This window comes from Ferdinandcohnia salidurans, from assembly GCF_042680725.1.
GTDB classification, from domain to species: Bacteria; Bacillota; Bacilli; order Bacillales; family Bacillaceae_L; genus Ferdinandcohnia; species Ferdinandcohnia salidurans.
Genome location: NZ_JBHUEK010000007.1, coordinates 202,420 through 221,494, shown reverse-complemented (window position 1 = coordinate 221,494; position 19,075 = coordinate 202,420). Strand labels below are relative to the sequence as shown.

The 19,075-nt window shown below is 37.7% G+C and carries 20 protein-coding genes and 1 other annotated feature; all 20 genes read right to left on the bottom strand.

The annotated features are described in order from the left end of the window. Positions 1–89 precede the first annotated feature (89 nt). The 20 genes from ACFSFW_RS04035 to ACFSFW_RS03940 all read right to left on the bottom strand — a co-directional run bounded on the left by ACFSFW_RS04035 (position 90) and on the right by ACFSFW_RS03940 (position 19,056). Entirely contained in the window at positions 90–1,406 is a 1,317-nt protein-coding gene (locus tag ACFSFW_RS04035) for a solute carrier family 23 protein (protein WP_388035419.1), read from the bottom strand. A 147-nt stretch (positions 1,407–1,553) separates the two neighbouring features. Further along, positions 1,554–2,102: a bifunctional pyr operon transcriptional regulator/uracil phosphoribosyltransferase PyrR gene (gene pyrR, locus ACFSFW_RS04030; RefSeq protein WP_121446517.1), complete on the bottom strand. Its 549-nt coding sequence runs from the start codon at positions 2,100–2,102 to the stop codon at positions 1,554–1,556. 220 nt (positions 2,103–2,322) lie between these two features. Beyond that, complete coding sequence (locus ACFSFW_RS04025) at positions 2,323–3,231, bottom strand: RluA family pseudouridine synthase (protein ID WP_304215766.1); 909 nt, start codon at positions 3,229–3,231, stop codon at positions 2,323–2,325. Next, positions 3,206–3,694 (bottom strand): signal peptidase II, encoded by a 489-nt coding sequence (lspA, locus tag ACFSFW_RS04020; protein ID WP_388035416.1) that lies wholly within the window; start codon positions 3,692–3,694, stop codon positions 3,206–3,208. The genes ACFSFW_RS04025 and lspA overlap by 26 nt, the downstream gene beginning before the upstream one ends. Before the next feature lie 103 nt (positions 3,695–3,797). Next, entirely contained in the window at positions 3,798–4,172 is a 375-nt protein-coding gene (locus tag ACFSFW_RS04015) for a TraR/DksA C4-type zinc finger protein (RefSeq protein ID WP_304215770.1), read from the bottom strand. A 542-nt stretch (positions 4,173–4,714) separates the two neighbouring features. Then, complete coding sequence (gene ileS, locus ACFSFW_RS04010) at positions 4,715–7,483, bottom strand: isoleucine--tRNA ligase (RefSeq protein ID WP_388035413.1); 2,769 nt, start codon at positions 7,481–7,483, stop codon at positions 4,715–4,717. Positions 7,484–7,586: 103 nt separating this feature from the next. Then, positions 7,587–7,842, bottom strand: a binding site (T-box leader). Between the two features lie 65 nt (positions 7,843–7,907). Continuing rightward, a complete protein-coding gene (locus ACFSFW_RS04005) occupies positions 7,908–8,408 on the bottom strand; it encodes a DivIVA domain-containing protein (RefSeq protein ID WP_121446512.1) in 501 nt (166 codons plus the stop codon). 108 nt (positions 8,409–8,516) lie between these two features. After that, positions 8,517–9,290 (bottom strand): YlmH family RNA-binding protein, encoded by a 774-nt coding sequence (locus ACFSFW_RS04000; RefSeq protein ID WP_304215773.1) that lies wholly within the window; start codon positions 9,288–9,290, stop codon positions 8,517–8,519. A 181-nt stretch (positions 9,291–9,471) separates the two neighbouring features. Then, positions 9,472–9,732 (bottom strand): YggT family protein, encoded by a 261-nt coding sequence (locus ACFSFW_RS03995; protein ID WP_099352351.1) that lies wholly within the window; start codon positions 9,730–9,732, stop codon positions 9,472–9,474. 6 nt (positions 9,733–9,738) lie between these two features. Continuing rightward, entirely contained in the window at positions 9,739–10,176 is a 438-nt protein-coding gene (locus ACFSFW_RS03990) for a cell division protein SepF (protein ID WP_304215774.1), read from the bottom strand. Positions 10,177–10,192: 16 nt separating this feature from the next. Further along, on the bottom strand, positions 10,193–10,870 hold the full coding sequence (locus ACFSFW_RS03985; RefSeq protein WP_304215775.1) for a YggS family pyridoxal phosphate-dependent enzyme: 678 nt from the start codon (positions 10,868–10,870) through the stop codon (positions 10,193–10,195). A gap of 7 nt (positions 10,871–10,877) precedes the next feature. Continuing rightward, positions 10,878–11,699, bottom strand: a complete 822-nt coding sequence (pgeF, locus tag ACFSFW_RS03980) for a peptidoglycan editing factor PgeF (RefSeq protein WP_388035408.1) — start codon at positions 11,697–11,699, stop codon at positions 10,878–10,880. A 157-nt stretch (positions 11,700–11,856) separates the two neighbouring features. Further along, complete coding sequence (locus ACFSFW_RS03975) at positions 11,857–12,102, bottom strand: YlmC/YmxH family sporulation protein (protein WP_099363081.1); 246 nt, start codon at positions 12,100–12,102, stop codon at positions 11,857–11,859. Between the two features lie 189 nt (positions 12,103–12,291). After that, positions 12,292–13,161, bottom strand: a complete 870-nt coding sequence (sigG, locus tag ACFSFW_RS03970) for an RNA polymerase sporulation sigma factor SigG (protein ID WP_099352347.1) — start codon at positions 13,159–13,161, stop codon at positions 12,292–12,294. A 55-nt stretch (positions 13,162–13,216) separates the two neighbouring features. Beyond that, positions 13,217–13,936 carry an RNA polymerase sporulation sigma factor SigE gene (gene sigE, locus ACFSFW_RS03965; protein WP_099352346.1) on the bottom strand — a complete coding sequence of 240 codons (720 nt, stop codon included), beginning with the start codon at positions 13,934–13,936 and terminating at the stop codon, positions 13,217–13,219. A gap of 74 nt (positions 13,937–14,010) precedes the next feature. Then, a complete protein-coding gene (gene spoIIGA, locus ACFSFW_RS03960; protein WP_304215777.1) occupies positions 14,011–14,937 on the bottom strand; it encodes a sigma-E processing peptidase SpoIIGA in 927 nt (308 codons plus the stop codon). 399 nt (positions 14,938–15,336) lie between these two features. After that, complete coding sequence (ftsZ, locus tag ACFSFW_RS03955; RefSeq protein ID WP_304215778.1) at positions 15,337–16,497, bottom strand: cell division protein FtsZ; 1,161 nt, start codon at positions 16,495–16,497, stop codon at positions 15,337–15,339. 45 nt (positions 16,498–16,542) lie between these two features. Next, on the bottom strand, positions 16,543–17,835 hold the full coding sequence (ftsA, locus tag ACFSFW_RS03950; RefSeq protein WP_099363084.1) for a cell division protein FtsA: 1,293 nt from the start codon (positions 17,833–17,835) through the stop codon (positions 16,543–16,545). Between the two features lie 129 nt (positions 17,836–17,964). Next, on the bottom strand, positions 17,965–18,327 hold the full coding sequence (locus ACFSFW_RS03945) for a small basic family protein (RefSeq protein WP_010282644.1): 363 nt from the start codon (positions 18,325–18,327) through the stop codon (positions 17,965–17,967). A gap of 18 nt (positions 18,328–18,345) precedes the next feature. After that, positions 18,346–19,056: a DUF881 domain-containing protein gene (locus ACFSFW_RS03940; protein ID WP_304215780.1), complete on the bottom strand. Its 711-nt coding sequence runs from the start codon at positions 19,054–19,056 to the stop codon at positions 18,346–18,348. Positions 19,057–19,075 lie beyond the last annotated feature (19 nt).

Genomic DNA, 19,075 nt, shown 5'->3' with positions numbered 1-19,075 from the left:
TTGAAAAAGGGTATTAGAAAGCCAATACCCTTTTCGCAAAAACCTTACACCCTTAATAACCTCTCTGGGTTATTTTAAAAGGTGAATCATTATGCAACAGAGTTATCATCCTCAAGATGAGTCTCATATATATCTTCGTCTTCCGGAACTACTCCGCCAGGAAGGATTAGGTTAAGTAAAACACCTATGATTGCGGCTAATGCCATGCCGTGAACTTCAAAGCCAAGTACGCGGATGAATGCTCCGCCGATTCCGATGACAAGGATAACTGATGAAATCACCAAGTTACGATTATCGCCAAGATCAACTTTGCTATCTACTAACATCCGTAAACCAGATGAAGCGATAATTCCGAATAAGAGAATGGATACCCCACCCATAACTGGTGTTGGAATCGTACTAATTAAGGCGTTGATTTTGCCAATGAAACCAAAGACAATCGCCACAACAGCTGCACCGCCGATTACATATACACTAAAGATCCGAGTGATGGCTAAAACGCCAATGTTTTCTCCGTATGTTGTATTTGGTGGACCACCAAGTAGTGAAGCAATCATCGTTGCTACTCCATCACCCATAATTGAGCGATGTAATCCAGGTTGTTTAATTAAATCTTTTTGTACAACCTTACTTAAGACCATTTGATGTCCGATATGCTCTGATAAGGTAACTACCGCTACTGGAACGATTAATGCAATCATATCTAATGAAAACTGCGGTGTGTATGAAACAAACGGAATAATAAAGTCTGGCATTTCAAACCACTTTGCTTCTTTTACTGCAGTAAAATCCACTAATCCGATTGATAATGCGTATACGTATCCACCGATAATCCCGATTAAGACCGGGATTAGGTTTAAGAAGCCTTTAAAAAAGATGGTTGCTATAATCACGATTGCTAGTGTAACTAATGCTACTGAAAAATGCTGTAGACTATATGCTCCGCTAGCATCATTCATTGCCATTCCAACTGCTGTACCAGCTAGGCTAAGACCTATTACGATAATAACTGGTCCAACAACAACAGGTGGTAAAATCTTCACAAGCCATTTATGTCCTGTTGCTTTTATTAACAAGGCTACCATCCCATATACAAGCCCAGCAAGTAAGCTTGCCATCATAGCAGCACCAGGACCGTCAGCAGCTATTGCTGATTGAAGTGGGATAATGAAAGCAAAGGATGATCCTAAGTATGCTGGAACCTGACCCTTTGTTATAAGTAAAAATGCTAGTGTACCTAACCCACTTGAGATGAGAGCTACCCCAGGACTAATTCCTACTAAATACGGTACAAGGATAGTTGCACCGAACATGGCAAATAAATGCTGCAGGCTCAGTATTGCGAATAGTCCTGGAGATGGTTTATCTTTTATCCCTAATACAATCTTTTGGTTATCATTACTCATTTTTGAATTTCCCCCTCATTTTAAGATACCCAAAACAAAAAAATCTTTGTGTTTTTTACACAAAGAGGTATACAAATCCCTATCTTTTGAGAAGGAATGTTTACCCCTTTGTTAGCCTCTCTGGACTACATTTAAAGGGTACTTTATTTATTTTTTATGAATCGTTACTTGATCTAAATTGTCTATTTCTTCTAGTTCAACCACAATTTTTTCCGAGTTAGAAGTTGGAATATTTTTTCCAACATAATCTGCCCGTATTGGGAACTCTCGATGACCTCTGTCAATTAAAACAGCTAACTGAATTTGTGCTGGCCGACCAATGTCGATGAGGGCATCGAGTGCCGCTCTCACTGTTCTACCTGTGTATAACACGTCATCAACAAGAATGACTTTTTTATTCGTAATGTCAACTGGTATATCGGAGCCATTTACAATTGGTTCGCGATCCTCTGTTTTTGTTGTTAAGTCATCACGGTACAAGGTAATATCTAATTCACCAATTGCAATCTTCTTGCCTTCGATTTGTTCAATTCGGCTGGCAATGCGCTTTGCTAAGTAAATACCTCTCGTCTTGATCCCAACAATCACACAGTTCTCTATTCCTTTGTTTTTTTCAATGATTTCGTGAGCTACTCTTGTTAAAGCCCTTCGAATTGCTTGATTGTCTAAAACTACAGCTTTATCAGTTTCAGCCATTTGTTACACCTCACTTAACATTGATTCCCTCTTTAAAATAAAAATGTCCTCTCACCGTAAGTGAAAGGACATAGACACTCATACATGAGGATACAATAATCCAAATGTAGTTCCGTTTCCTTCTCAGCCTCACGGGACTGATCTTAAAGGGGCTCATTTAATTAAGTTCATTCTACGTTCATTATCGAAATTTGTCAATCCTTTTTTGTAAGGAACAAAATCAATGTCGCAGCTTCTCCAGAAGTTCCTCAAAATAAGCAGGAAGTGGAGATTCAAATTCAAGATATTCATTCGTTCTGGGGTGAACAAAGCCCAATAGTCCTGCATGTAGAGCTTGTCCACCAAGATCTAATGTTTTCTTTGGGCCATACTTTGGATCACCCGCTAATGGATAACCAATATATTTCATATGAACACGAATTTGATGGGTACGCCCTGTTTCTAACTGACACTCAACAAATGTAAAGTCTTTAAATCGTTCTAATACATTAAAATGAGTCACTGCATCTTTACTGTTCTCATCTGTAACAGTCATACTTTGGCGATCCTTTTTATCCCGTCCAATGGGTGCATCAATTGTACCTTGGTCATGCGGTATGACGCCATGGACTAGTGCTTTATATTTACGAGTAACTGACTTTTCGACCAATTGATTCACTAAGGATTCGTGCGCAACATCATTTTTTGCAACCATCAATAAGCCTGAAGTATCCTTATCGATTCGATGAACAATCCCTGGGCGTAGAACACCGTTGATTCCTGATAAATCCTTGCAATGAGCCATAAGACCGTTTACCAACGTTCCACTAACATGGCCTGGAGCAGGATGTACGACCATTCCTTTTGGTTTATTGACTACGAGAACATCTGCATCTTCATAATAAACATCTAAGTTCATCTCTTCTGGTACCACATCCAAAGCTTGCGGTTCAGGAATGTCAATATGAATATGGTCCCCTATATTAACTTTATAATTGGTTTTAACATTATTCCCGTTGACTTTTATATTCCCATCCTTTATCCAAGACTGGACTTGTGTCCTCGACCAGTCAGAGTTAAAGGCTGAAACGACTTTATCAATTCGGTCATTTTGCTGTTGATCCTCAATCGTTAGTTCGAATTGATTCATTTGTTTTCTCCTTTTCTAATTTCCCTTCAAAAATAGTTAAAATTAAAATCAAGCCAACACCAATTACTAGTGCTGAATCGGCAATATTAAAAATAGGGAAGTTATATGTAAAAATGTATGTATCTATAAAATCGACAACTTCTTTACGAAAGATACGGTCAATAAAATTACCAATTGCACCTCCGAGCATAAATGAAAGCGCAATGCCAAACAAGCGCTGATTTGGTTTGAGGCTCCGTATGTATAAAACCAGCATAACTACCACGATAATGGTCACAATATAGAAAAACCACATTTGCCCCTGTAGTATTCCCCATGCTGCACCACGGTTTCGATGCGACGTTATATACAAAAAGTTAGGAATGATTTGAATCGAATCTCCAAGCTCCATAAAACGGACAATCATCCATTTTGTAACCTGATCTAATAAAATGATAAATAAAGCAATTAAATTATAATACACGAATACGCCCCCATCCATACAAACTATACTTTTGAATTTTAGCATATGAATGGACGTCTGTACAATCTATTTAAGGGATTAAAGCAGAGCAAAAGCAAAGGTTTCACTTTTGCTCCACTAAAGAAAGATGGTTTTTACGCTGAAGGGGTATGACATTACTTCTGTCATATAGATCAGTGAAGGAAAATTCGAAAATAGTTCGAGCTGTTGGAAGTATCCGTAGTTTCTCAATCGGAATCTCAGCACCAGTCTCTTCGCAAATTCCAAAAGTGCCGGAATTAATTTTATTTAAAGCTCTTTCGACGTCGCTTAGGTCTTCTTTTATATGATTCATTACAATTTTCTCTTTCTCAGATTGTTCATTCTGAAAAAGTAGTTCTTGACTTACCTCATATTGTGCTGACTTCATTAACCTGGATATTAGTTCTTTCTTTGTTAATTCCAATTCCGCTTTAATCTCTGCATACTGATCGTTCATTGGAACGCCTCCTTATCATGCTTTTGATTAATGCTTAAGATCATCTTTATAAGGTAGTAGAAATAGTATTATCCATAATGGTTTTCGTTAAAGCCAACAAGTTTTTCCTGTAGGATAAAAATGACGCATCGAATTTCTGTGAACATTACTCCTAGAAAATGGTGATTAACTCCGATATGCGCTTGCGTCTACTAGTATATTCTAGAAGTCAACTCCTCAGCGCAAGGCTGCAAGGATGTTTAACCAAGCAGTTGCCTCGCTCCGGTACTCAAAGCTGCGCCGCCTTGAAATTTCAACGCACAGGACGTGCTAGTGTCGACAATGCCACAGGAAGTGGCGTTTTTGTCGACGCGGTCCTTTTTATCCTCCTATCTTCAAATGTTTTTTAATGTTTTCTAATTACATACTACGTAATTCTCATAAATTTTTGACGGCAGACGAGCAAATTGTTGGGTTACAGTTCTATTAATGAAATATTTCAAGATACCAATTTTTTGCAAAAAAACGCCATGAACCTATGGATTCATGGCGTTTTTCCTATTTTAGTTTTGGTAATTTTCTTTTACAACAGATGCACAACGTGTGCAAAGTGTTGGGTGATCTGAGTCTTCACCAACTGTTGGTGTTACGACCCAACAACGATCACAGGTTTCACCTTCTGCTACACCTACAACGATTTTTACTTGATCGAAAACTTGTGCATTTTCTGGAGCTTCTTCATATGAGCCACCAATCGCAAATCCTGATACAATAAACAACTGCTTTAAGTTCTCCTCCACTGAATCGAGAAGAGCATTTGTTTCGTTGTTTGGATATAAAGTAATGCTAGCAGCTAAAGATTTTCCAATAACTTTCTCATTTCTCGCTGTTTCTAAAGCTTTTAGAACATCATCACGAAGTTCCATGAATGAATCCCATTTTGCTTCCAATGCATCTGCATTTGGAATCTCAACTGAATTTGGCATATCAACTAATTGAACACTTTCCTCTTTAACAGAATCGATATGCTTCCATACTTCATCTGCTGTATGTGGAAGAATCGGTGTTACAAGCTTAGTTAAGCTTAATAAAGCTTCATATAAGACAGTTTGGATTGAACGGCGATCATGTTGATCCGCTGCCTCGATATATAAAATGTCCTTTGCGAAGTCTAGGTAGAATGAGCTTAACTCGATTGTACAGAAATTATGAACGGAATGATAAACACCTGCAAACTCATAATTTTCATAAGATGTTTTTACCTTATCAATTAATTTGTTTAATTTAACAAGGATATAACGATCTACCTCACGCAATTCATTCACTGGAATTGCATCTGTTTCCGGATTGAAGTCACTTAAATTACCAAGTAAGAAACGGAATGTGTTTCTAATTTTTCGGTAAACCTCTGCAACTTGTTTTAGAATTGCGTCGGATACACGAACATCTGCCTGATAGTCAACTGAAGCTACCCAAAGACGTAGAATATCTGCTCCTAATTGCTTCATTACCTTTTCCGGAACAACAACGTTTCCTAATGACTTACTCATTTTACGGCCATCACCATCAAGGGCAAAACCATGGCTTAGTACACCTTTATATGGTGCTTTACCTGTTACAGCTACAGCCGTTGATAGAGAAGAGTTAAACCAACCACGATATTGGTCAGAACCTTCTAAGTAAAGATCTGCCGGACGTTGTAGGTCTTCTCTTTCTAATAAGACTGCCTGATGGGATGAACCAGAGTCAAACCATACGTCCATAATGTCATCTTCCTTCGTGAAGATACCATTTGGACTTGATTCATGTGTAAATCCGTCTGGCAATAAGTCTTTAGGTTCACGTTCAAACCAAACATTTGAACCATATTCTCTAAATAGGTTAGAGACATGATTAATGGTTTCATCTGTGATAATTGGCTCCCCATTTTCACCATAGAATACTGGGATTGGGACTCCCCATGCACGCTGACGAGAAATACACCAATCTCCTCTATCTCGAACCATGTTATAAAGTCTTGTTTCACCCCAAGCTGGAACCCATTTCGTTTCTTTAACAGCGTCCATCAGTTCGTTTCTAAAATCTTTAATAGAAGCAAACCACTGAGCTGTAGCTCTAAAGATAGTTGGCTTTTTCGTACGCCAGTCATGTGGATAAGAGTGAGTAATGAAGGCAAGCTTTAGAAGAGCTCCAACCTCATTTAATTTTTCAGTGATTGGTTTGTTAGCCTCATCATAGAATAAACCTTCAAACCCTTCTGCCTCTGCTGTCATATAGCCTTTTTCATCTACAGGGCAAAGCACGCCGATGCCATATTTTTGTCCAACGATGAAGTCATCTTCCCCGTGACCAGGTGCTGTATGTACACATCCAGTACCTGCATCAGTTGTAACGTGTTCACCAAGCATTACAAGGGAATCGCGACCATAGATAGGGTGGCTGGCTACAACATTTTCTAATTCACGACCTTTAAATGTTTTCACAACAGATACATTTTCCCATTCGATTTCTTTAGTTACTGCTTCTAATAATGCAGAAGCAACGACGTATTTGTTGTTGTCAACACTAACAACAGAGTACTCTAGATCAGGATGTACACTAATTCCAAGGTTTGCTGGAATTGTCCATGGTGTTGTTGTCCAGATGATGATTTTTTCATCACCTTCTAATACGCCTTTACCATCCTTCACTGGGAACGCTACATAGATAGAAGGTGAGCGTTTATCTTGATATTCAATTTCCGCTTCTGCTAGTGCTGATTCAGATGAAGGAGACCAATAAACAGGCTTAAGTCCTTTGTAGATATAACCTTTTTTAGCCATTTCACCAAATACTTTGATTTGCTGTGCTTCGTATTCTGGTTTTAATGTGATATACGGGTTTTCCCAATCACCACGAACCCCTAGACGTTTAAATTGTTCGCGTTGGTTATTGATTTGCTCGTAGGCATATTCCTCACAAAGCTTACGGAAATCCGCAACGCTCATTGCTTTCCGATTAACCTTCTTATTTTTTGTAAGAGCTGTTTCAATTGGAAGTCCGTGAGTATCCCATCCTGGAACATATGGGGCGCAATACCCGTTCATTGATTTGAAACGAACAATCATATCCTTAATGATTTTATTTAATGCATGCCCCATATGAATGTCACCATTCGCATATGGAGGCCCATCATGAAGAACGAATAATGGACGACCTTTCGTACGTTCCTGAACCTTTTGGTAAATATTCATTTCTTCCCATTGTTCTTGAATCTGTGGTTCGCGATTCGGAAGGTTTCCACGCATTGGGAAATCTGTTTTTGGCATTAATAACGTGTCTTTATACTCCATTACCATTTCCTCCTAATAATAGTTCCTAATTATTTGCAGCTTGTTACAGTATGGATGATTTGTGATACCTTTAATCAGAATAGAAAAAGGCCTTCTCATCCCAAAAAGGGACGAGAAGGCCTCTCGCGGTACCACCCTTATAGACGAATTTCCATTCGTCCACTCGACATTCGTAACGTGAATGAGACGCGAAATGCTTACTTAGAAATGTTCAAAAGACAATCTCTTTTGAATCAATTTATATGTTCAGCACCGAACTCCAGGGTGATTTTCATTCTTATCACTTATACCGGGCTTCCACCATCCCCGACTCGCTATATAAGTTTGACAAGAACTACTGTCCCTTTCAAAGCTGCTAGTATATTAAAGTAATTAGTTGTTTTAAAATTATATGCGTATTAATCAAAAGAGTCAAGTGTCAATACTAGTTTTCTTCTGATTCTGCAAAAACAGGCTCTACATTGTATTCCATGAGATGATCCCAATCATCATTGTTAAGCATATCTAACTGAGCTTCCACTAACATTTTAAATCTGTTTCTGAATACTTTTGACTGTTTCTTCAAATCTTCAATTTCGATTGATATCTTTCTAGATTTAGCTAACGATTCATTAATAATACGATCTGCATTTTTCTCTGCTTCCTTGATGATAAGCTTTGCTTCCTTTGAAGCATTACGTTTCACTTCTTCAGCTGTTTCTTGCGCAATCAAGATCGATTTATTTAACGTTTCTTCGATATTTGTAAAATGACCTAGTTTTTCGTTTAGCTCTGAAAGTTTTGACTCAAGTTCTTTTTTCTCACGAATAACCATTTCATAATCTTTAATAACTTGATCAAGAAACTCATTAACCTCGTCCTCATCATAGCCGCGAAAACCTTTGTTAAATTCCTTATTATGAATATCTAATGGCGTTAAAGGCACGAATGCCACCTCCAAAAATTAATAAATGCGTTTGTTTTTCAAACATTCTTCAAACAAATGATACTTTACAATTCGACAAAAAAGAAGAAATTCCTGCATTATTTACAATTATTTTTGTCTTCCTACAATGATTCTCCATTTTTCTCTCTTTGTTTTCCCTTCAATTGAATGAAGTCTACTTCTTCCGTAACCACGAACAGAAAGAACATCTCCTTCCTTACATTCAAAGGAAGATTGTTCAACTTTTTTCCAATTCACTTTTACAAGTCCATTTTCTATTAAGACTTGCACTTTTTGCCTAGACAAATTTAAAATGGATGCCAATATAACATCTAATCGTAAGGAGGAAACAGTGACTGTTTGCTCAGTCCATTCTTCATGTGCGAATACGAGTTCTGAAGCAGCAATCTCTGATAAAGAAATCGTTGCCTTTCCCACAGATGTTAAATTCATTCGGACGTAATCAGCAACTTCCCCGGCAACAACAATTTGAATACGCTCATCCTGTGTTAGGATATCACCAAATTTGGAACGTTTTAGACCGAGAGACATTAATGAACCAAGAACCTTTCGGTGGTCAACAGAAACAAACTTAACAGGATATTTCACCTCAAAATAGGATAGATTAAAATCTGTTTCCGTTGGCTCAAAATAAGATGGATACAATAATGCACGTTTTCGTTCAAGTCCTTCTTTTCCACCAGAAAAATGAACAAGGACATCTCCACCGGTTCCCACCACTTGTTTCACAATTTCTTGTTCACGTGGATCAAGAAAGTCGGTTAACCTAGGACTGTACTGATTCAGAACAGTCTGTTGCCATTCCAACACCTGATCAATAAACGCATGCTCTTCTTTTCGAAAATGTTGATATAGATTCATATGTATAATACCTCGTTTAAAATAGAAAAGCGCAAGGTGCCTGGTTATCGGCGACAAGCATAAGACGAGCGCTGACAGAAGGTGCATTTTACCTTCCGAAGCGATTGGCTTATGACCTCGAGCCGATGGCGCCTGGAGCTAGACAAAAATAAAGAAAAGGGACCTTGAAACAAGGCCCTTTTTAGAACATGCTTTGCAAAGCATGAATTCCTCTACCAGCGAAATTTAGCACTAGGATTGCAACAATTGGGGAAATATCTATCATCCCTAGTGGTGGAATAAATCTGCGGAATGGCTCTAGATATGGTTCACAAATTCTTGTTAAAAATTGACCAATCCCAGATTCACGTGCATTTGGAAACCAAGACATTAAAATGTAAATGATCAGCGCATACGAATAAAGTACCAGCGCTTGACTTAAGATACCGAAAATAATACCCATTTTCGATTACCACCCCTTTTCAGCGAATTCTTCGTTAGAAACAATCTCAGAGATATTTCCGGACACATCGATATTGTCAGGAGTACATAAGAAAATATTTGCACCAATGCGTTGAATATCCCCACCAATGGCATAAACAGTTCCACTTAGGAAATCAACGATTCTCTTTGCTTGATCATGTTGAACACGTTGGAGATTAACAACAACCGCTCGTCTGTTTTTCAAATGATCGGCAATTTCTTGTGCCTCTGCATACACTCGAGGTTCAAACAAAATAACCTTGGAAGACTTTTGAACACTTTGCAAGCTAACTACATTTTGCTTCGCAGCTGGTTTTGTAGCCCTTGTCGGTTCTACTTCCTCTTCTTCAAAATAATCTTCTTCATCATAATCATATTCATCTTCTAATGCAAAAAAGCTTTTAAATTTGGTTTTTATACTCAATTGTAACACCTCTCTTTTAAAATTCTTTGCCAACCAATGAAGTACCTATTCGAATGAAGGTAGCTCCTTCTTCAATTGCAATTTCGAAATCGTTCGACATACCCATAGATAATTCAGTACATGGAGCATGTGGCAAACCAAGAGCTTGTACATCGTCTCTTAGGTTTCGAAGTCTTTGGAAGCATGAACGAATAACATCTTGATCATCGGTAAACGGAGCCATTGTCATTAATCCGACTACCTCAACAGAAGGATATTTTCCAAGTTCCTTTATAAACGACTCAAGATTTTCCGGTGACATTCCGTGTTTGGACTCTTCTCCAGATACATTGATTTGTACAAAACATTTTATTTTATCGCTCGCCCGCTTTTGAATTTCCTCTGCTAACGATATTCGATCGAGCGAATGAATATAGTCGACCTTATCAATAATGTTTTTTACTTTTCTTGTTTGAAGAGACCCAATAAAATGCCAAGTTGGTTCATTCCCAAGTTCTTCTCGCTTCTTTGTCAGACCTTCGTCGCGATTTTCTCCAATATGTTGAATTCCTGCTTCGATTGCTTCCTTAGCTGTTTCAACACTTACATATTTCGTTACAGCAATAATTGAAACAGAATCTGCAGGCCGATTTGAACGCTTGCATGCTTGTTCTATGTTCTCTTGTATGTAGATTAGATTTTCTTTTACACTCATTTTAAAATTAATCCTCCTTAAAGCCAATAAAACTCATCATTCTTCCCGTTTTCCCGGCATCCCTTCGATGCGAAAAGAATTTCTGATTCTCACAGGACGTACAATACGAGGAAACTTGAATATTTTCCGGAGGAATTCCTGCCCTCACCATAAGCTGATAGTTTAGTTCTTTTAAATCTAACCGATATTGGTTGTCACTTACTATTTCGTAAGGTTTTGACTCTATTTTGTCCAAATTTTTCACGAAATTTATAACGTAATCATCCACTATGTAGCAGCATTTACCAATTGCGGGTCCGATTACTGCTTGGATACCATCTGGTTTAACACCTTCATGACCCCAAGCACGAATCATTTCACCTGCAATATCCTGAACAGTTCCCTTCCACCCTGCATGAGCTATTCCAATGATTTGTTTAGATGGTGCAAAAAAATAAAGTGGAACACAGTCTGCATAACAAAGGGTTAGCAGAATATTTTTCTCTGTTGTATATAACCCATCAGTATCCTTGATGCTATCTTCGTATGTAAAAACACCTGCACCAAGATCTTTTTTAGTGACCTTAGCGATGCTATTTTTATGTGTTTGCTCTGAGCATACCCAGTTTTCAGGTGGAAAGCGGAGAATGTCTGCAAGCAGCTTTCGGTTTGAAATAACCGAGTTGTCCTCATCATTCACGTGTAAACCAAGATTAAAGGATTTAAAATCCCCTTCACTATCTCCGCCATTTTTAGTCGTAAAACCAGCAACCAGTTTATCAGAAATATGGCTCCAACTGGAAAGATTTAAAACTTGTTCTGCCTTTTGAGTAAATGGTTCAAGCTTCATAACAACATCCTTTTATTCAACAATTATCAACACATCTTACCTAGACATGAAGACAATATTTTATTTTTAGAAAAATGAACCCTTCTTCTGCCTATTTTATCACATCTTAGCAAAAGAAAGGAGAATATGTTAGGAAAAATGTCAAAATTTAGCGCGATTACTCAGTCGTATTCTGAGTTCGCACTAAAATCACATCTTTACCGACTTTGATAATGTTTCTCCATGGAATCACAATCTCTTCCTCGCGGCCAAATATGCCTAGTACCTTTCCATAGCCACCTATAATAATGGACTCTATCTTTCCAGTTGTTAAGTTAATGTCGATATCACCAATATTCCCAAGTCTTTTTCCATCGACAACACTTACAACATCCTTCGCTTGAAAATCAGAAATTTTCACCATTTCCCTCCGCCTCCTTATAGTAAACTATATGACTGGCTTACTGCCTTTTATGAGACAAAATTAGACGAAGTGGGAAGGCTTTAATTTCATACGATAAAAAGGCGTTAAAAAAGACATTCGTCTTCACCGAATGTCTGATATTTACCCTATTCATGCTATAACTTGTCCATTTAATGGATGAATCCATCATTAATTTTGGATGTTCTTATTCATTTGTTTAATTGCTGCTTTTTCAAGACGTGAGACTTGGGCTTGAGAGATTCCGATTTCTTCAGCAACTTCCATTTGTGTTTTTCCTTGAAAAAATCGTTTTCGAAGGATTAGTTTCTCACGATCATTTAGTCGTCTCATTCCTTCTTTTAAGGCAATCTCTTCAATCCAATTTGAATCACGATTTCGTTCATCACTTAATTGATCCATCACAAAAATTGGATCCCCACCATCATTATAAATCGGTTCGAATAATGATACAGGGTCTTGAATCGCATCAAGTGCAAAAACAATTTCTTCATGTGGCACTTCAAGAACCTTTGAGATTTCTTCTGCTGTAGGTTCCCTTGATGTTTCACTCATCAAACGCTCTCTTACTTGCAAAGCCTTATAGGCAATGTCCCGCAATGAGCGCGACACCCTGATAGGATTGTTGTCTCGTAAATAGCGCCGAATTTCGCCGATAATCATCGGGACTGCATAGGTGGAGAATTTTACGTTTTGACCAAGGTCAAAATTGTCGATTGATTTCATCAGACCGATACATCCGACCTGAAATAAATCATCCACAAATTCTCCTCTGTTGTTGAACCGTTGGATTACACTGAGAACAAGTCGTAAATTCCCATTTACGAGCTTATCGCGAGCTGACAAATCGCCACTTTGCATTTGTCGGAATAATTGCCGCATCTCTTCATTCTTTAGTACTGGAAGTTTTGAAGTATCAACACCACAAATTTCTACTTTATTTCGAGTCAATTCTTTCCCTCCTAACAGGAGTTGCTGTACAAAGTTAAGTATCTCCGTTAGAGGGAAAAATATGCATTTCGAATTCACAACTATTTCCATAGCTAGTGTATAAAAACAGCAAAATCAATAGCTTTAAAGGAAAATTATTTTTTCTTTACACCATTTTGTTAAACTCTTTTCGAAGTCGTTTAATAATTCGCTTTTCCAGTCTTGAAATATAAGATTGCGATATCCCAAGCATGTCAGCAACATCTTTTTGCGTCTTTTCTTCTCCACCAATTAATCCAAATCTTAATTCCATGATTTGTTTCTCGCGATCATTTAACTGATGCAGGGCTTTCACTAATAACTTACGGTCGACATTCGCTTCCAAATCCTTTGTAATGATGTCTTCGTCTGTTCCTAGAACATCCGATAATAATAGTTCATTACCGTCCCAATCAATATTTAATGGTTCATCAAAAGAAACCTCAGACCTTATTTTATTATTTCGACGCAAATACATTAAAATCTCATTTTCAATACATCTTGATGCATAGGTTGCAAGTTTGATTTTCTTTTCAGGATTAAACGTGTTGACAGCCTTGATTAACCCAATTGTTCCAATACTAATTAAATCCTCGATGTTTATTCCTGTGTTTTCAAACTTTCGTGCGATATATACAACAAGTCTTAGGTTTCTTTCAATAAGAATTGACCTTGCAGCTTGGTCGCCACTCGGTAACTTATTTAAGAGAACCTCTTCTTCATCCTTCGATAGGGGTGGAGGTAGGGCTTCGCTCCCACCAATATAATATATTTCATCTGTCTTCAAACCTAATTTTATTAAAAGTTTATACCACCAATATGTAAGTTTTAATTTTAATTTAGCCACAGATAAGTTCTCCCTTCTATTTTGTAAAAAACGTGAGTATGATATTTATTAGAATTAATTTGTTTTATTTCCCCTTAAGAAGCTGTCTGAATGGAGCTTGAAACAAGCATTTTGGGATGTACGATACAATCATACTCCCCATCAGTTGATAAGGTAGTATGGTTGAATGCAACCAATCCTTTTTTTACGATATTTTCTTCATTTCCATGATAGATTGTTATTCGGTCAGGTTTAACAGCCAATAAGAATTGATGTTCTTGGCCAACCCCACGATATGGAATAAGTCTTACACGACTTTCCCATTTATGAGATTCTGTGGAAGAATCATTTGTTAAGAGCTCTATATTTTTGGATTGTTCCATAAGGGCTTTAGGAAAGAGTTCTTCATATTTTGTGGTGTCTAAGATCATAACCGGGCTTTTTGTAATTGGGTCGAACAATTGATTTCCACTGTCGACCAAACCTTGTAAATGTAAGATGACATCATCTACTTCAAGCTTCACAGCAACAATCTGGTCATAGAAAACTTGCTTCGTTTCAATGTCATCCATTCTATTTTTTGAAAAATACCATAAGAGTGGAAAGCCGATTAATACAAATCCCCAACTAATTGGGTTTCCATAGCCAGTTGACTGAGTCATGATTGTTCCATCAAATACTTGAACATCGAATTCTAAAAAGTAATGAACCCCTATCATCCCACCTCCAATCATGAAAGTAGCAAAATAAAAGGTTAGTAATCCTTGTAAAAAATAGCGAAATCGTTTATATCCGAAAGCAACTCCTACAATTACAATTGAAAAGAGAAGTTTCGTAACCGGATGAGACCCAATTTCTGCAAAAGGAGAAACCACTAAGAGAACTAACAAAGATCCAATAAATGAGCCTACTAAGATTCTCCATTTTACAATCTTTCGCTTTAGGATCATCGCAGTTAATAGTAATAATAAGGCGTCAAAGAAAAAGTTTAACAACCAGATTACATCTAAATAAATAGACACCCCATTTCTCCTTTCACCAAAAGTCACTTCACCTAGATATATGTTTTTGCATTTGGTAAACTAGTTAGCTTAAAAAATAGTATATAGTACATCTTATATGGAAGTCTGTCACTTCATGCCGATAATAAAAGAGAAATTTTGGAAGATTAGTTCTTATTTTGTCAGTTAAGTTAGAATGAAGGGGAATCCAAAGAAATAGGTGAAAAAATAGAAAAAAGGCATTCGACAACTAAATTGTCAAATGCCTTTTTATATATTTATGAGGACTTTTTTATTGGCTAGCTCCAGGCACCATCGGCTCTCTGGTCTAAGCCCATCACTTCTGAAGGCAAAAAGAGCCTTCTGTCAGCGCTGTTCTTATGCTTGTCGCCGATAGGCGGGTGCCTTGCGCTTTTCTATTTAACCTCTTCTGTTACGGTTACGTAGGAATGTTGGTACATCAATTTCTTCTTCTACATGTACTGCATTACGTGTATTTACTTCCTGGACTGGCTCCTCACGTCTCATTTCTCTTCTTGGCGAAGTCTGAACCTGTGGTTGCTGATGCTGTTGTGCTTGTGGTTTTGCACCAAATGAAGGACGAGATGGACGTGTTGGGTTAACTTCTGCTTCTGTAAAACCAGTAGCAATAACCGTCACGACGATTTCTTCTTTTAGGTTTTCATTAATAACAGACCCGAAAATCATGTTAACTTCCTGGTCTGAAGCTGATGCAACAATATCTGCTGCCTCTTGTACTTCATAAAGACTTAGGTTTGTTCCGCCTGTAATATTCATAAGGACACCTTGTGCACCATCAATTGATGTTTCAAGCAATGGACTTGAAATAGCCTTCTTTGCAGCTTCTGCAGCGCGGTTTTCTCCTGTTGCAACACCAATTCCCATAAGAGCGGAACCTCTGTTAGACATAATTGTTTTTACGTCAGCAAAGTCAAGGTTGATTAATCCTGGTACAGCGATTAAGTCAGAAATACCCTGTACCCCTTGACGTAACACATTGTCTGCTTCACGGAACGCTTCGAGCATTGGCGTATTTTTATCAACAATTTCAAGAAGACGGTCGTTTGGAATGACGATCAGTGTGTCAACCGATTCTTTCATTGCACCAATACCACCGGCCGCTTGCGTTTGACGCTTTCTACCTTCGAAAGTGAATGGTCGAGTTACTACACCAACTGTTAGAGCTCCTAAATCTTTTGAAATTTGAGCAATAACAGGGGCAGCACCTGTACCTGTTCCACCACCCATACCTGCAGTAACAAATACCATATCTGCTCCTTTAAGGGCTTCTTCGATTTGTTCTCTACTTTCTTCCGCCGCTTTCTTTCCTACATCAGGATTGGCTCCGGCACCTAAACCACGAGTTAATTTTCCACCGATTTGCATTTTTATTTCAGCTTTTGAAAGATTTAAGGCTTGGGCATCAGTATTAACTGCGATAAATTCGACTCCTTGAACACCATGTTCAATCATTCGGTTAACCGCGTTGTTTCCACCGCCACCTACACCGATTACTTTTATAGTAGCTAATTGATCAACGTTTGTATCAAACTCTAACATTATAAGATCCTCCTAATTTGCAAATATACTTCTCTTTTAAACTGACTATTCAAAGAAGAGACCGAAAAACCTTTTAACTTTTTTCCCGATATTTTGCTCTTCTTTTGAGTTTTTAGGGTGACTTTTCGCTTGCGGCTGTCTAGCAGGTCTTTTTTCAGGATTTTCCACCTGGACCGTAGTACTTATTTTTCTTCCTTGGATTCTAGCCTGCTCATATGCGAACTGCAACAGCCCTACACCTGTTGCGTATTGAGGTTCTCTGACACCAATATAGTCTGGCTTTGCAATTCTAACATTGTTTCGTAACACAATTTGAGATAGCTCCAATACTCCAGGCATATTTGCTACACCACCTGTAAGAACAAAGCCACCAGGAAGATCTCCTACACCCATTTTCTTAATTTCCTTTTGTGCTAACTCTAAAATTTCTTCTAATCTAGCTTCGATGATTTCAGAAATTTGTAATTGGGTAAATCGTTCATGTTGATCACTGCCAATAATTGGAACATCAAATACTTCTTCATCAGAAGCATCGTCGTAAAAGGCATGTCCATGTTTAATTTTAATTTTCTCAGCATCTTCAGTAGATGTTCGTAATCCAATTGCTAAATCCTTTGTAATATGGTCCCCACCAACAGGTAGAACACTTGTTGTTTTTAAATGACCATTATTGAAGAGTGCAATAGTTGTAGAACCTCCACCAATATCAACTAGAGCAACCCCTAAATTTTTCTCATCATCAGATAAGGAAATTGAACCTGATGCGAGAGGTTGTAAGGAAATTGCGGTAATATCAAGTCCTGCTTTTTCTACACAACGTAGCAGGTTATGTAAAATCGTACGTGAAGTTGTAATAATAGTTCCTTCCACTTCAAGCCTAACACCTAACATACCACGTGGATCACTAATTTCATCATATCCATCTACAATAAATTGTTTTGGAATCATATCGATAATTTCTCTTTCAGGTGGTAGAGAAATAAATTGTGCGGCATCGATTACACGTAGGACATCTTCATTGCTTATTTCACGATTTTGACGAGACTCAGTAGAAACTGCCACTACTCCATGTGCATCCTGTAACTGAACATTGATAGCTGGGACGGATACAACTACTTGATTAATAGAAATGCCTACCATTCTTTCTGCTTGCTCAACTGCCTTCTTAATAGAATGAACGGTTTCATCTATGTCTACAATTGAACCTTTTTTCAAACCTTCTGATTTAACATTACCCACACCTATTATGTTAAGAGAATCATCAACCATCTCACCGATGATAACCTTAACATTGGATGTACCGATGTCAAGACTAACACATATTTCATTGCTGTTCATTCTGTGGCACCTCCTTTTTCACATAACACATTTCGTATAGCATTTTTCGAACAACAATTGACATTTTTCATAATAATTTTTGTATATGAAAAATATTCAACAACCATAGGGGTTTTCCCTTTATAAAAATCAATTTTTTTCTATTTTATCACGAGAAAGGCTCCATTTGGATAAAATTATTCGTCGGATCACCGCAATATTTTGGAAAAGCCTTACTCCAAATGCGAAAACGGCTACCAAGTACAAGTCTACACCAAGATGCACACCTAGAAAAGCTAAACTTGCTGCCAATAAAATATTAAAAAAGAAACCAGAAACAAATACGGACTGATCATAAATATTTTGCAGATGTGCACGAATGCCACCGAACAAAGTATCAAGAGCTGCTAAAACGGCAATCGATAAATAATTCGAATACTCTGCTGGAATTTTGAACTCCGATAACAGTCCGAGAATGATTCCGACTATTAGACCGAAAATTGGAAGCCACATGACTATGTTCCACCTTTATCACTTATTATCTGGTTCCATATTAGGTTGCATTTCTGTAATCCTAATTGGGTCATCAAATGCAGGAATTGTTACAACTTTACTCGGTTTTGATATTTTTAATCGCAAATTATCAATAAAGAATTGTCGCTCTGCTTCTGATGCTTTTAACTTGTTATAAAGTCGTTCAGCATCGTCTGCAATGACCTTTATTTCAATTGGTAATGGATTTAGAGAATACGAATCAATTTTCGGTCTTCCTTGAATTTCCCGTATGACCGTTGTCGTAATAACACGGTGGCCGTCAATTGAAATCGCCTTTGCCTGATATGAATTCAATTCATTTACTAGCCATCTCAACAAACTCGGAGAAATAGTTGTCGCTTGTCTTCCTGCTTCATTGAACGATTGCTCAACTGTAATCGTAAGCCCAGGACCTGATACTTGAGTAAGCCCTGCCTGTTTCTTTAATTCATCAAGCGTATCTTTAAGAATAAGCATTTTACTGTCATCACGTTGATTCTCGTATTGTTCTAACTTTGCTTCATATGTATAAATTTTTGTTAATAATTCTGTATATAATTCTTGTGATTGCTTCAAATCCTCACGCAATTCCCATAAATCACGTGTATCTCGCACTTCAGGTTCTTTAATGGTTTGGAATTGGACAGCAACCATAAAACCAATTATACACGTAATCACAGTGAAGCTAATGCCTGTTTTTTTGTCCAAGAAAACCACCTAGCCTTCT